Annotated in this window: 12 protein-coding genes and 1 other RNA gene; 1 reads left to right on the top strand and 12 read right to left on the bottom strand. The window is 56.7% G+C overall.

Annotation, left to right across the window (positions count from 1 at the left end; all coding sequences use genetic code 11):
* Positions 1–4: 4 nt before the first annotated feature.
* From murD to rnpB, 10 genes are all read right to left on the bottom strand, one after another.
* The gene (murD, locus tag CLOEV_RS06910) at positions 5–1,387 is read right to left on the bottom strand and encodes a UDP-N-acetylmuramoyl-L-alanine--D-glutamate ligase (protein WP_245591115.1); all 1,383 of its coding nucleotides are present in this window, start codon (positions 1,385–1,387) and stop codon (positions 5–7) included.
* Between the two features lie 46 nt (positions 1,388–1,433).
* Positions 1,434–2,402: a phospho-N-acetylmuramoyl-pentapeptide-transferase gene (gene mraY, locus CLOEV_RS06905; RefSeq protein ID WP_008711562.1), complete on the bottom strand. Its 969-nt coding sequence runs from the start codon at positions 2,400–2,402 to the stop codon at positions 1,434–1,436.
* Between the two features lies 1 nt (position 2,403).
* A complete protein-coding gene (locus CLOEV_RS06900) occupies positions 2,404–3,798 on the bottom strand; it encodes a UDP-N-acetylmuramoyl-tripeptide--D-alanyl-D-alanine ligase (RefSeq protein WP_084482215.1) in 1,395 nt (464 codons plus the stop codon).
* Complete coding sequence (locus CLOEV_RS06895; RefSeq protein WP_051484940.1) at positions 3,795–5,303, bottom strand: UDP-N-acetylmuramoyl-L-alanyl-D-glutamate--2,6-diaminopimelate ligase; 1,509 nt, start codon at positions 5,301–5,303, stop codon at positions 3,795–3,797. The genes CLOEV_RS06900 and CLOEV_RS06895 overlap by 4 nt, the downstream gene beginning before the upstream one ends.
* 63 nt (positions 5,304–5,366) lie before the next feature.
* On the bottom strand, positions 5,367–6,869 hold the full coding sequence (locus CLOEV_RS06890) for a UDP-N-acetylmuramoyl-L-alanyl-D-glutamate--2,6-diaminopimelate ligase (RefSeq protein WP_034442707.1): 1,503 nt from the start codon (positions 6,867–6,869) through the stop codon (positions 5,367–5,369).
* Positions 6,870–6,931: 62 nt separating this feature from the next.
* Positions 6,932–8,623, bottom strand: a complete 1,692-nt coding sequence (locus tag CLOEV_RS06885) for a peptidoglycan D,D-transpeptidase FtsI family protein (protein ID WP_034442704.1) — start codon at positions 8,621–8,623, stop codon at positions 6,932–6,934.
* Positions 8,610–9,008: a hypothetical protein gene (locus CLOEV_RS06880; RefSeq protein WP_008711555.1), complete on the bottom strand. Its 399-nt coding sequence runs from the start codon at positions 9,006–9,008 to the stop codon at positions 8,610–8,612. Before CLOEV_RS06880 ends, CLOEV_RS06885 begins: the two co-directional genes overlap by 14 nt.
* Positions 9,008–9,946, bottom strand: a complete 939-nt coding sequence (gene rsmH, locus CLOEV_RS06875) for a 16S rRNA (cytosine(1402)-N(4))-methyltransferase RsmH (protein ID WP_008711553.1) — start codon at positions 9,944–9,946, stop codon at positions 9,008–9,010. Before rsmH ends, CLOEV_RS06880 begins: the two co-directional genes overlap by 1 nt.
* Positions 9,943–10,368, bottom strand: a complete 426-nt coding sequence (gene mraZ, locus CLOEV_RS06870) for a division/cell wall cluster transcriptional repressor MraZ (protein WP_008711551.1) — start codon at positions 10,366–10,368, stop codon at positions 9,943–9,945. Before mraZ ends, rsmH begins: the two co-directional genes overlap by 4 nt.
* 296 nt (positions 10,369–10,664) lie before the next feature.
* An RNA gene (gene rnpB / locus CLOEV_RS16320) (RNase P RNA component class A) lies at positions 10,665–11,017 on the bottom strand.
* Between the two features lie 85 nt (positions 11,018–11,102).
* Here rnpB and CLOEV_RS06865 point away from each other — a divergent pair.
* A complete protein-coding gene (locus tag CLOEV_RS06865; protein ID WP_051484939.1) occupies positions 11,103–11,906 on the top strand; it encodes an ATP-binding protein in 804 nt (267 codons plus the stop codon).
* A gap of 90 nt (positions 11,907–11,996) precedes the next feature.
* Here the strand turns inward: CLOEV_RS06865 and CLOEV_RS06860 are convergent, their stop codons facing one another.
* Positions 11,997–13,091, bottom strand: a complete 1,095-nt coding sequence (locus CLOEV_RS06860; RefSeq protein ID WP_034442700.1) for an aldo/keto reductase — start codon at positions 13,089–13,091, stop codon at positions 11,997–11,999.
* A 106-nt stretch (positions 13,092–13,197) separates the two neighbouring features.
* A complete protein-coding gene (locus tag CLOEV_RS06855; RefSeq protein WP_008711546.1) occupies positions 13,198–13,824 on the bottom strand; it encodes a V-type ATP synthase subunit D in 627 nt (208 codons plus the stop codon).
* Between the last annotated feature and the right edge of the window lie 15 nt (positions 13,825–13,839).

The following is a 13,839-nucleotide window of genomic DNA, read 5'->3' as shown; positions in this document are numbered from 1 at the left end:
ATTCTTATTCCTCTGACTTTATTATCTCTTTTACGATCGCGCAGAAATGGTCTCCGCGGACGTTGTAGCTCGGATACATATCCCAGCTGGTACAGGCCGGCGACAAAAGGACCGTGTCTCCCTCGGAGGCAAGGCTGTATGCCGTTTTGACGGCCTCCTCCATGTCGTTGACGAGCCGGCAGCCGGAAACCCCGGCCGCGGAAAGGGCCGCGGCTATCTTCTCTTTTTCGGAACCGAGCAGCACCGCCGCGCGCGTATTCTCCCTGACCGCCTCGGCCAACGGAGCGTAATCCTCTCCCTTGCCCTGGCCGCCAAGGATGATGACCTTCGCGCCGGGCAAAGATGTCATCGCGGTAACGGTCGCCGCCACGTTGGTTCCTTTGGAGTCGTCGACGAATGTCACGCCGCGCGTTTTTCCCGCAAAGGCACAGCGGTGCTTAGGCGGCACGTATGATGCGATAAGTTCGGGAGAAAGCTCCGGCATATTGAAAAGCGCGAGCACCCCCAGAGCCATCGCCGTATTTTCGAGGTTATGCCTGCCCAGCAGCTTCACGTCGTCGAAGAAGAAAAGGCGGCGCTTCATGCGGCAGCCGCCGCCGTTTATCCAGGAGGCGCGCACCCCGTCGTCAAGGTAGAGCCCCCTCTTGTGCGGATCATCTTCGCCCCAGCGGAGCGGATATCTCACGATCTCCTCTCTGGCCGCTATATTCAGCGCCTCTTCGTCACGCTCCTGGTATATCACGGCCCCGCCAGGCGCGAGGCAATTGACGAGATTGGCCTTTGCCGCGACGTAATTTTCATAGGAGCCGTGCCAGTCGATATGATCGGGGGCGAGGTTCGTCACCACGGCGAGGTCGCAGATAAATTTCTTCGCCCAGCAGAGCTGGAAGCTGGAGAGTTCAAGAACGATAAAGTCGTACTCTTTTCCCGCCGCGCGGGCGACGGCGTTGCCGATATTGCCGCCAGTCATTACGGAATAGCCGAGCCGCTCAAGGTAGTAACCTATCATTGAGGTGGTGGTCGTCTTGCCGTTGCTCCCGGTGACGCCTATCACGATCCCGGAAAGATAGGGCGAGACGAAATCAAGTTCGCCCGTCACCGTAATGCCCTTAGCGGCGGCCGCCTCAAGTATCGGGGCTTTCGGCGATACGCCCGAGCTGACCAATATCTCGTCCGCCTCAAGCACGCGTTCCGTATTGCCTCCGCCCTCCCATTTTATCCACTTCTTCGCAAATGCCTTGGTTACCGCGGCGTCCGGCTCTTTTACATCAGAGACGAATACCTCCGCGCCGAGCCCGGCCGCGAGCTCGGCAAGCGCGCGTCCGCTGACGCCCGCTCCAACCACCGATATCCGTCTTCCAGCTAACTGCATGTTTTCCGTCATCATCACCAACAGCCTTCCAACTATTAAAAATCTAAGCTATTATCATAACTCAAAAATTCCGAAGTGCAAAATAAAATAAGAGGCTCATCAAAACACAGATGCCAATAATATGCATCACCCAGAAACGCGTTACTATCTGCGTCTCTTTCCAGCCGGACATCTCAAAATGATGATGTATCGGGCTCATCTTGAAGACCTTGCGGTGAAAGCACCTGATCGCGATGATCTGGATCGTGACCGACAATATCTCCACCCCAAAGAAGAAGCCCAGCGGGACCACGAATATGACGACGCCGGAATTGAGGCAGATGGAGAGCAGCAGCCCCGCGAGAAAGTGCGCGCCGACGTCGCCCATAAATACCGAGGCGGGGTTTGTGTTGTGCCAGAGAAAGCCGAGGCAGATGCCGCAGGCCGCGGCGATGACGAGCATCATGGTAGGCCCTCCGTCGATGAAAGAGAGCGCGCACATAAAAGAGATCAGGGCGCAGCCAGCGGCCAGGCCGTCGAGGCCGTCCGTTACGTTCACCGCGTTCTGAAGGCCGACGCCGATAAAGGTCACCAGCGCGACATAGGAAATATGCGAGACTTCAAGGCCGGGGAAGATGAAGAACGGCGGCTGCGAGACCCACAGCGCCCACGGCAGGGTGACGGCGACCTGCAGCGCAAGCTTCTGCAGGCTCTTGAGGCCGTCGCTTGAATGGCGGCTGTATTTGAGCCAGTCGTCTACGAAGCCGACCGCCGCCGCAAGCACCGGATAGGAGACGACCTGCGCCGCGTAAAGCGGGGAAAATTCGGCGTCCATCATCACTATCAGGGGAACGGCGAGCAGCAGCACGGGGATGAAGACGATGCCGCCCATCGTCGGCGTCCCCATCTTCGTCTTTTCGTGCCATGAAGGGCCGTACAACTTCGTCACCTGTTCGATCTTCAGGCTGTGCATGACGCTGATCCACCTGCCCTGGAGGAATATCTCCAGGGCAAAGGCAAAGAATAGGATGGCTGTGAATTCAATGAACATCTCAGGCCTCCGTCAGCGCGCCCACGACCTTCTTCAGGCCATAAGAGTTCGAGCCCTTGACGAGGATCATCTTATTATCAAGGTCGCCGTAATCGATTTTGGAGATCAGCTCTTCCAACGAGGAAAACAGCGTCATCCCCGCCGGCAGCGGAGCGCACGCGCGCCACTCTTCGCCGAGCAGCATGACGCCGTCGAAATCCCTTACCTCTTCTATTATTCCGCGGTGCCACGCCGGAGCGCCCTCCCCCAGCTCCCGCATCCCCGCGAGGATGGCCAGCTTCCTGACGCCGAGGCTTTCGGCGGCCGCGCGGGTGTTGCCGATAGCGGCGCTCATCGATGCCGGGTTCGCGTTGTAGGCTTCGTCTATCACCCAGCCGCGGGGCGAGCTGCGCTTACAAAGGCCGCGTCCCGAAATCGGAGCCAGCTCCGCGATGCCCTCGGCCGCCTCCGGCTCCGTAAGACCGAGATATGAGGCGACGGCGACGGCATAGCCCATGTTATGGGCGTGCTGCATGCCGAAGAGCGAACAGGAAAGGACGATATCCCTTCCCTCGCGGCTGAGCAGCGCCGTGGTCCTGGGACCGTTTTCATCGAGCCTGACTTTTGCCTCCTTGATCCTGAAAGCGGAGCCCTCTTTGGTCCCGACGGAGATTTTTTTAATGTTATCCAAATTATAAGACATATAACCATTTAAGAGCTCATTGTCATTATTGAAGACTACAGCCGTAAGCCGGGGGCTTTTACATATTTCGAGCTTGGCCCGCAGAACGCCCTCAAGGCTGCCGAAGCCCTCCAAATGACAGGGGGCGACCTCCGTAATGACGGCGATCTCAGGCGGGAAATGGCTGACCATCTCGGCGATCTCGCCAAAATGGCTGGTGCCGAGCTCCAGGACGAGCACCTCCGTATCCTCGGCCATAGCCAGTATCGTGAGGCTGCATCCGATCAGCGTGTTGAAGCTCCTTACCGCGCTGTGCACGCGGGATTTCTTTTTCAGGGCCGCCGCCGTCAGCTCCCGCGTCGTAGTCTTGCCCACGCTGCCGGTGATCGCGGCCACCTTCGGCGAAACACGCCGCAGGTACTCCTCCGCCAGCACGGCAAGCGCCCTCTGCGTATCATCCACGGCGATGAAGCTGACGCCTGAATATTCGGCGCCGCGGACATTGAGGCGTTCCAGCTCCGCGGCGTCGACAAGCAAAAGCTTGGCGCCGCGCTCTATCGCCTGATGGAGATAGAGGTGCCCGTCCGTAACGGCGCCCTTTATCGCGACGAAGGCGTCGCCGGGAGCCACGTCGCGGCTGTCGCACTTCCAGCCGCGGGAAATTCTGACGTCCGGCCCGTAATAGCTGCCTCCGCACAGGCGCGCTCCCTCTGAAACTGTGAATAGCGGCATCATAGAACTCTCCTTCCTCTCATCCGGCACCAGTCCTCCATTATTTCTCTGTCGACAAGCGGTATAGAGAAATCTTTGAATACCTGACGCGTTTCCGGACCGCGTCCCGCGATCACGACGATGTCGCCGGCCGACGCCATGTCGAGCGCCAGGCAGATGGCCTCTCTCCTGTCCGTTATAAGCTTATAGGGCGTGGCGTGCCTCTTCACCCCGGGCTCTATACCCGCGATGATCGCTTCCGGATCTTCGCCCCTTGGATTGTCCGAAGTCACCACCACATAGTCGCCGAGCCTCGACGCCGTCTCCCCAACTATCGGACGTCTGGATATGTCGCGCTCTCCGCCAAGGCCGAAAACGACGTAAAGCCTCCCGCCGCAGACCTGCCTCACCGCGCCCAGCGCCTTTTCAAGGCCGTCTGACGTGTGGGCGAAATCTATGACGCAGGTCACGCCGTTATCGAGCCGATAGCGTTCAAGCCTCCCGGGGACCTGCGGCATCGCCTCAAGGGACTCGATCGCGGCCGCGGCCGGGACACCGGCTGCGCAGGCAAGGGAGAGCGCCTGCAGCGCGTTCATAACGTTATAGCCTCCAAGGGCTGGCAGCTTTATGCCTTTATTACCGGACAAGCCCGGAGCTTTCACCTCTATTGCGAGCCCCTCTTCGGAGACGCTCAGCACTCTGGCGAAAAAATCGGCCTCTTCCATCCGCATACTGTACGAGACGGCCCTTTTGCCCAACTCACGCCGGAGCCTCATTCCATACTCGTCATCGATATTTATCGCGGCGATGCCGTCGTCTTTCATATATTTACCGAATAAAGCCCTCTTCGCGGAAAAATAATTTTCCATATCCGTGTGGTACTCAAGGTGCTCTGGGGTCAGGTTTGTAAATCCGATCCTGTCGAAAGAAATGCCGCTGATACGCCCCTGGGCGATCGAATGAGAAGAGGCCTCCATCACGCAGGCGCCGCATACGTTTTCGACCATTCTCGCCAGCAGGCCCTGCAGATCCGCCCCTTCGGAGGTCGTATGCTCGGCCTCTTCCTTTTTTTCGCCGTCGTCATTGATCACGGTCCCGGCAAGTCCCGCCTTCACGCCCGCGGAAGCCAGGATCGCCCGCGTCAGAAAGGCCGAGGTCGTCTTTCCATTGGTACCGGTCACCGCGAACATCGTCATCTTTTTCGACGGATATCCGTGTATCACGGAGGCGACCTCGCCCATCCCGGACCTGACGTCGGGGATGATTATCTGCGGAACGGCGGCAGCGCACCGGCGTTCGCACAGCAGCGCCGGAGCTCCCGCCGATACGGCTTGGGCCGTAAATTCATGCGCGTCGCTGTGATCGCCTTTCGTCGCGGCAAACATTACGCCGGGCCCCGCCTTGCGGCTGTCGCAGACCATGCCGCCGAGTTCTATCGAAGCGGGATCACATCCGTCGGGAAGGAACGTCTCAAATTTTATCGAATTTTTCGCGAGCTCCGAAAGCAGCCCGCTTAAAAGTATCGCCATCTATGTAATCCCACCTTTCCACATATCCGGTCCGCACGGCCCGCGGGAGCGCGGAGAATGACGCTACAGAATCTCCCTGCGGTTGATGCGGCACCAGTCCTCCATGATCTCCTTGTCGACGAGCGGTATCGGCCCGTCCTTCAATATCTGATGGGTCTCGGGACCGCGTCCGGCGATCACAACGACATCGTCAGCTCCCGCCTGGTCAAGCCCGTAATAGATGGCCTGACGCCGGTCGACGATCGCCGCGTACGGGGTGTCGTGTTCCTTGACTCCCGGCTCTATCGCGGCCATGATCGCGGCGGGGTCCTCGCTGCGCGGGTTGTCCGAGGTGATAACGACAAAATCCCCCAGACGCGAGGCGATCTCGCCCATCACTGGACGCTTTGAGGTGTCGCGGTCCCCGCCCGCGCCGAAGACGACGTAGAGTTTCCTTTTGCAGATCGGACGCACCGCGCCGAGGACCTTCTCCAGCCCGTCGGAGCTGTGCGCGAAATCTATCACACACGAGGCCCCGTTATCCAGACGATAGCGTTCGAGGCGTCCCGGCACCTGCGGCATCTGCCCCAGCGCATCAAGCGCCGACTGCGCGGAGACACCTATCGACCAGGCCAGCGAAAGCGCCTGCAATGCGTTCATTACGTTGTATGCCCCCAATATGGGCAGTTTTATAGATTTCTTTTCAGGAGATTCAGGGGTTTTTACCTCTATATCCAACCCTTCGACCGTTACGTTCTTCACCGCAGCGAAGAAATCGGCCTCCTCGTTAAGCATACTATATGAAAGTGCTCTTTTGCCGAGCGCCTCGTAAAGGCGGCGTCCGTAAGGGTCGTCGATATTTACCGAAGCCTGCCAGTTGTTTCTCATGTAACCGTCAAAAAGCGTTTTCTTCGCGAGGAAGTAATGCTCCATATCTTTATGGAAGTCAAGGTGATCGAGCGTGAGGTTTGTGAAACCGGCGCGGTCGTAACGAAGGCCGTCTATGCGCCCCTGCACGATCGCGTGCGACGAGGCCTCCATCACGCAGGCCTTGCAGCCGTTTTCAACCATGCGGGCAAGCATGTTCTGAATGTCGCAGCCCTCGGGGGTCGTATGCTCGGCCTCTTCTATTTTTTCTCCGTCGTCGTAGAGGACGGTGCCCATCAATCCCGTTTTTATACCCGCGCGATTCAAGATCGCCTGGGTCATAAAGGTGGAGGTAGTCTTGCCGTTCGTACCGGTAAGGGCGATCATCGTCATCTTCCTCGCGGGTTCGTCATGAAGCAGGGAGGCCACCTCTCCCATCGCCGAGCGCACGTTGCGGCAGATTATCTGCGGTACAGGAACGTCTGCCTCACGCTCGCAGAGCACCACCGGCGCCCCGGCCTCCACCGCAGAGGGAATGAAGTCATGGGCGTCCTTATGGCCGCCCTTCGTCGCCGCAAAGATCACGCCCGGGCCGGCCTTGCGGCTGTCACAGACCATGCCTTTCAGTTCTATCTCGTCCGCGGCGCATCCCTCCGGGATATGTATCCTATACTCTATCGGGCCCTTCTCCAACGTCAAAATGAGCTTGCACAAATTCATAACCAGCACCCCTTCTCCAATTAGACACTCAATACCAAAGAGCCGTTTTTACGGCCTTCTCCCTAGATCTTTCCGGGAGCGATCTGAACTATATCTTCCACTATCGATTTAAAGACTGGAGCCGCGATCTGGCCTCCGTAATAACGTGCGCCTTTAGGCTCGCCGATGCTGATGAGCATCACATATTGAGGCTTCTCGGCGGGCCAGAAACCGACGAAAGAGGCCACATACTGTCCCTTAGCATACTGCCCGGAAGCTGCGATCTGCGCGGTGCCGGTCTTTCCGGCGATCGACACCTTATCAGACTTGGCAAGCTTCCCGCCGCCCTCGGCGACGACTCGCCGCATCGCCTCTCTGATAAAATCCGAGGTCTGCCTGGATACGACCTGATAGCGGACGCGGCGCGTACCCTTATGTATCACTTTGCCAAGGCTGTCGCGCACTTCGTCGATCACATACGGTTTAAGCAGAGTGCCGCCGTTTGCGAGGCTCGAAATAGCCATGACGATCTGCAGCGGCGTTACGGCGATGCCCTGACCGATAAAGATGTTTGCGGGAACGGTTCCCAGCCACTCTTCCGGCTGCTTTATCAGTCCGGATTCTTCCCCGGCGATTTCCACCTCGGTCTTGTCGCCGAAGCCAAACTGTTTCAGCATACCATAAGCCTGGTATTTCGGCACCCCCATGGACATTAAAGACATGCCGATATTACACGAATTCATCAGGACATGCGTCAGGTCCTGCTTCCCGTGAGCCCTTTTGTTGACGTCGCTCATCGTGCGGTCGAACAGCTTCATCGTGCCGTGGCAGGTGTAGCTGCTGTTTCTGCCGGCGCTGCCGGTTTCCAGCGCGATCGACATCGTGATCGGCTTGAAGATCGATCCCGGTTCAAAGACACGCCCCACGGCGTTATTGCGCACGGCATTCGTGTTTGCGAGATTCTTCCTGTTGTTGGGATTTAAGGTGGGATAGCTGGCAAGCGCGACTATCTCGCCGGTATATGGGTCGACGCATACGCCCGAGGCCCAGGCCGCGTCTACGGCCTTCGCCCCTTCGCTGAGCCGCCACTCCATGATCTGCTGTACTCTGGAATCTATCGTCAGCTTTATCGAGCCGGCCGTATCCTTCACCACTCCAGACCGGCCGCTCATAATATCCATCGCGTTGCCCTTTGAATCGCGGGCCAGGAAGCGGGTCCTGGGCGGCGAATATAGTATATGGTTCCACGCCAGCTCAACTCCCGCCTGACCGTATTCATCTATATCGCAAAAGCCCAGCACATGAAAAGCCAGTGATTCATGCGGGTATATCCGTCTTTTTTCGGATAATGTATAGAGGCCGGGGACCTTCATATCCGCAAGCTTATCCGCCCGCTCTTTCGGCAGGCTGCGCCCCACCCAGTGAAAGCGTCCGGGCAGTTCGCGGGAAAATTTTTTAGCCGCCGCCGCTCCGAATGTGCCTTTCAGCACGTCGGCGCTCGCGGGGTCCCAGTATTTAGGGTCGATAAAAAAACTTGTGGAGGGTACCGATATGGCGAGCGGCACCCCCCTGCGGTCCTCTATTTTACCGCGCGACGCGCTCACCGCGACATTCGCCCAGTATTGTTTTTGGGATTGCAGCACAATGCGGCGGTCCGGCCAGAGCTGTACCTTGGCCGTCCCTATTGCCAGCACGGCCAGGACTATATAGGCCGCCAGCCACACCGATTTTGAGCTGCGCCGCTCATCGGCCGGCTCTCTTCTAATTCTTGGCATGAGCCTGCTTTACGAAGGGATTCAGGTTTTCGATAAACCCGCCCTTTTCCACAGCCTCTTCCTTCACCTGCGCCAGCCTTACAGACCGTTCGTCAAGCTTGATCACCTTTATATTCTCGGCGTTGTTCATGCCGAGGCTGCAGCGAGCGTAATTATAGACCCTGGCGGGAGAAAGAAGCTGCGCGTAGCGGCGGGAGAGAACGAGGTTTTCCTCCTTGCTGAGCTCTATTCTGCTTGCAGTCTCCGAGATGCGGTGTTCCAGATAAAGGCCATAAAGTCTAAGCGTCCCCAGCGCCGCCGCGCAGAGGAAAACGCAAAGAAAACTTATCACTAAAAGCGACGAATGCTTTGTCTCGCTTTCATGCTTGTGCTCCTTGTAACGCATTATATTTCATCCCCCTCTTTCTCATCGTCTTCTTCGTATCTCTGAAAGATCCTCAGTTTTGCGCTGCGTGACTTATAATTTCTTTCGATCTCTTCCTCTGTCGGCAGAATGGCCTTTCGCGGGACCGGCTCTCCGAGCTCATCTTCCTTCCATTTACGGAAGCGGTGCTTCACCATCCGGTCCTCCAGCGAATGATAGGAGATGACGATCGCCTTTCCGCCCGGATTCAGCAGCTCGGCCGCGCCGTCCAACGCCTCGCTGAGAGCGTTTATCTCGTCGTTTACTGCTATCCGCAAAGCCTGAAAGATCTTTCTCGCCGGATGTCCGCCCATCTTGCGCTGGACCGGCGCCGGAAGTATCCTCCTGATAAGCTCCACAAGCTCCGTCGTGCTGTGAAGCTCGCCGCCATGCTCGCGGTGGCGTACGATGCCCTTGGCGATCTGAAAGGCATAGCGTTCCTCGCCATAGTCGCGGAAGATCTCCGTCAGCTCCCTGATGTCGGCGGTACGCAGTATCTCCTCAGCCTTTGGATGACAAGATTCCTCGTCGCCGGCGTCCATCCTCATATCGAGCGGGCCGTCATACTGGAAAGAGAAGCCGCGCTCAGGCTCCGTTATCTGCAGGTTTGAGACTCCAAGGTCGAACAGGATGACATCCGCGCCCGAGAAACCCTCTTTTTCTTTCAACAAGCCGATGTTTCTAAAATTATCCGCGACAATCTCAAAACGCGGCGCGAAAGGAGATAGCCGCTCCAGGGCGATCTCGCGGGCCTCGGCATCCTGGTCGAAGCCATAAAGAAAAGCCCGCGGGCATTTCTTCAATATTTCAATACTGTGGCCGGCAAGACCGAGCGTCGCGTCAATGACGGTCTCTACCGAATCCGGCGATTCAACGGCCGCAAGCACCTCGTCCAGCATTACCGACAGATGTTCTTTCATATCTCCTCTAAGTCCTCAGCCAGTTCGCTGAAATCCGAAAGCACCTCTCTGCGGTGCTCTTCCCACTTCGCCGTATCCCATATCTCCATGTGATCCTCGGCGCCGATCAGCGTGATCTCCGTCTCCGCCCCCGCGTAATCGCGAAGTATCTGCGGTATCAGTATCCTGCCCGCGCCGTCTATCTCCTGCTCCGTAGCCATCGAAAGCAGCACGCGGCGAAAATCACGCGTCTTCTTTTTAAAAGAAGAGAGGTCTTTGAGTTTAAGAAGCAGCTCTTCCCAGCGCGGTACGGGGTAAAGAGCGATACAGCGGTCGATGCCGATAGTAGCGACAACGGACGAACCCAGCTCTCCGCGAAACTTCGCCGGAAGAACCGTTCTGCCCTTGCTGTCCAATTTGTGGTTATAACTCCCCACTAGCATCGACAATTCACCCACTTTCTACCACTTTATCCCACTATGCAACACCTTATACTCTCAAAGTTGATTTCGCAACGCAAAGGAATCCAAAGTGATGACCAAAATAGGGTCTATAGAACTATTGTTGAAAAAGGTCAGTTGCCATGCGGATTTTAACTACTTTTTTGGTCTGTTTTCAACAAATACTATCTAAAAGTATGCATACAAGAAATGCGGCGTTTCCTTATTTATTTAAGCAATATTACTTAACAGGATAAAAAAATAATGACGCCGCACGCTCAAAAGAGCTGTGCGGCGTCATAAAGAGCACCCAATAAGCCGGGTTTTGTAAAGAGCTTACGCTCCCTCCAGCCATTTATCTAACCCCGTACTTGCATACGGGAATGAGCGGTCGTACCCGGAAGTCAGCGGGCCGCCTCAACCTTCCCTATTCGACCTTGCTCCGGATGGGGTTTGCCAGGCCCGCAGGTTCCCCTGACGGCCGGTGGGCTCTTACCCCGCCTTTTCACCCTTACCGCTGATATCAGCGGCGGTTTGCTTTTCTGCGGCACTTTCCCTGGGTTCGCACCCGCAGGAATTTCTCCTGCATCCTGCCCTGTAGAGCCCGGACTTTCCTCCCGCGCTGTGCGCCGGCGGCTGGATTAGATACTCCGATAGGTAATTATATCATAGAATCAGGTGAATCCAGCGGAAAGGTTTCGCTGGCAAAACTGTGCGACGGCTAACTGACACCGGCCATGACCGGCGAGGCAGATCTTAAAAAGCTCATTGAGTTAATTATCCGCGGCGGTTGGCCAGGCAGTCTGGGGTTGTCTCAGAAGCAAGCGGCACTGCTGCCCACGGAATACTTGAATGCCGTCATTGACGACGACGTGTACCGCATCGACGGCATCAAGCGCGACACGTCCAAAATGCGCTTGCTGCTTCGCTCGCTGGCCAGAAATGAGAGCACCACTGTCACCAATAAAACGCTGAAGAAGGACATCAAGTCTGTGGACGACGAGGAAATTAACTCAAACACTGTCTCGGCCTATCTGGATATTTTCAGGCGGCTGTTCATCACGGACAATCAGCCGCCGTTTTCCACCGGCATCCGTTCATCCATTCGCATCAAGCAGGCGGAAAAACGGCATTTTTCCGACCCCTCGCTGGCCTGCGCTCTGCTAAAGGCAACATCCGTCAGTTTGTTGAACGACCTGGAAACGCTTGGATTTTTATTCGAGGCCCATTGTGAGCGGGACCTGCGCATTTACGCAGAATCCTTCGGAGCTAATTTGTACCACTATCAGGATTATAGAAACCAGGAGATCGACGCAGTTATCGAGCTGCCGGACGGACGCTGGTGCGCCTTTGAGATCAAATTAGGCGCCAACCAAATCGATGCCGCGGCCGCTAACCTGATAGGGATTCAAAAACAGATTGCCGCTGACACTAACGGCATGGCGCCCGCCGTTCTTTGCGTCCTCTGCGGCATGGCAAACGCCGCCTACCGGCGCACGGACGGCGTGTTTGTGATACCGATCACGGCGCTGAAGGACTGATCGATTAATACATATCACTCCAAACACGCACATAACAGCAAGAAGTTTCGGAGCATGATCCTGCAAGAATGTACGGCTAGAGCGTGTTTTTTACATCAGAACGCGGTGAACCTCCTTTAGCAGCTCCGCTATCTTCAGACCCTGCGGACAGTGTGATTCGCATATATGGCAGGAGACGCATTTATCGGCCTTTCTCTGTCCCTCGCGGTAGGCCTTTTTAAGCGACTCGTCTTTAGTCAGCATATACTTGTTGTAATAGGAAAAAGCGCTCGGTATCAGCACCGTCTTCGGGCAGGGCATACAATACTTGCAGTCCGTACATCCAATATGTTTCTGCGTTTCAAACGTCGCACGAAGTTTTTCTATCAATTCTTCCTCATCCCCGGTCATCACACCGAGGGCGGAATTCTCAAAGATACGCAGGTTGTCATTGAGCTGTTCCATTGAAGAAACGCCGCTGAGGATGACGGAGACCTCCGGCTTGTCATAGAGCCAGCGGAAAGCCCACTCCGCCAGTGAGCGCCTTACCGGAAAGTTTTCTATCAGCCGTTTGCCCTCCGGCGAGAGGTCGGAGACGAGCGAACCGCCGCGCAGCGGCTCCATGATCGTCACCGGCAGCCCGCGCGAGGCCGCGTACCTCAACCCTTCGACGCCGCCTGCCTGGGGTTTTTCGTCAAGAATGTTGAGCTGTATCTGCGCCATGTCCCAGTTATACAGGTCTATGACCTCTTTGAACGCCTCAAAGGTATTATGGATGGAAAAACCTTTGTGAAGTATTTTGCCCTTTTTCTGCATCTCTTCAAGGAACTTAAACCCCTCCAGCTTTTTGACCTTGCCCCAGACGCCTGGGCTGAGGTTGTGCAGCATGTAGACGTCAACATAATCGGTCTTGAGACGCAGCAGCTCCTCGTCGAGGAATTTTTCCATGTCCTCGTATTTCTCCACATTGATCACTGGGCATTTCGTCACAAGGTAAGTCCTGTCGCGGTAGCCGCCAGCCAGCGCTTTGCCGACCAGCTCTTCGCTGCCCGGATAGACGTAGGCCGTGTCAAGGTAGTTCACGCCGCCGTCGATCGCGCGGCGAACGATGTTTACGGCCTCCGCCTCGTCGGCGGGCAGCCTCATGCAGCCGAGGCCGAAGCGCGACACCCTCATGCCGGTCCTGCCAAAATCGATATATTCCATTTATCCATCCCCGCTTTCGATTCAACTGTCTCTTAATTATAGCCTCAATATAAAAAACAGTGCGCCCGAAGGACGCACCGCCTTTTATCTTTTGACTGTGTGAGCGTCAGTGGTTTCTGACGATCTCCTTGATTACCATCAGCCTGCTCAGCGTCGAACGCTCCATCTCTTCGAGCTTCATGGAGATGGAACGGATCGCCTCGGTGTAGGAGGGGATCATGACGTGCTCCAGGGCGTTGACCCTGCGGCGCGTCCTTTCGATCTCGAGGGCCATCGCGCGCACCGCCTTCTCCTCCGCCGCGAGGTGGACGAGTTTCGGCATGACTTTGAGGAACTTTTCAAGGGCGACGTCGAGGCTGCCCGGCGAGGTCGCGAGGCCGTAATTGAGCTCCGCGTGCTGCTCGGGAAGTTCGTATTCGGGGACGCGCACGCTCATCACATTTTTGTATTCGACCTCGACTCTAAGGTCGCCGCCGGCGGCCATCAGCGTCTGTTCGAGCATCTGCGGCAGCGTCTGGGCACGGGCCATGAGGAAACCGCCGTAGCAGTCGCCAAGCTCGCGCTCCACCTCTTTGCGCAGCTCATAGACGGCCCGCGCGCGGACGAGGAATTCCTTTACAAGGGCGTCCTGCTTGTCCTTGAGAAGTTTGTGTCCCCTCTTGGCGACGACGAGCAGCCTCTTGAGCCGCGAAAGCTCCATTCTATTGGGGTTGACATTAAGCGCCTTTGCCATCAGAGGTCACCCCTT

This window comes from Cloacibacillus evryensis DSM 19522 (assembly GCF_000585335.1).
Lineage (GTDB): Bacteria > Synergistota > Synergistia > Synergistales > Synergistaceae > Cloacibacillus > Cloacibacillus evryensis.
The sequence above is the reverse complement of the archived record's forward strand: the minus strand, read 5'-3'. Positions and strand labels throughout refer to the sequence as shown.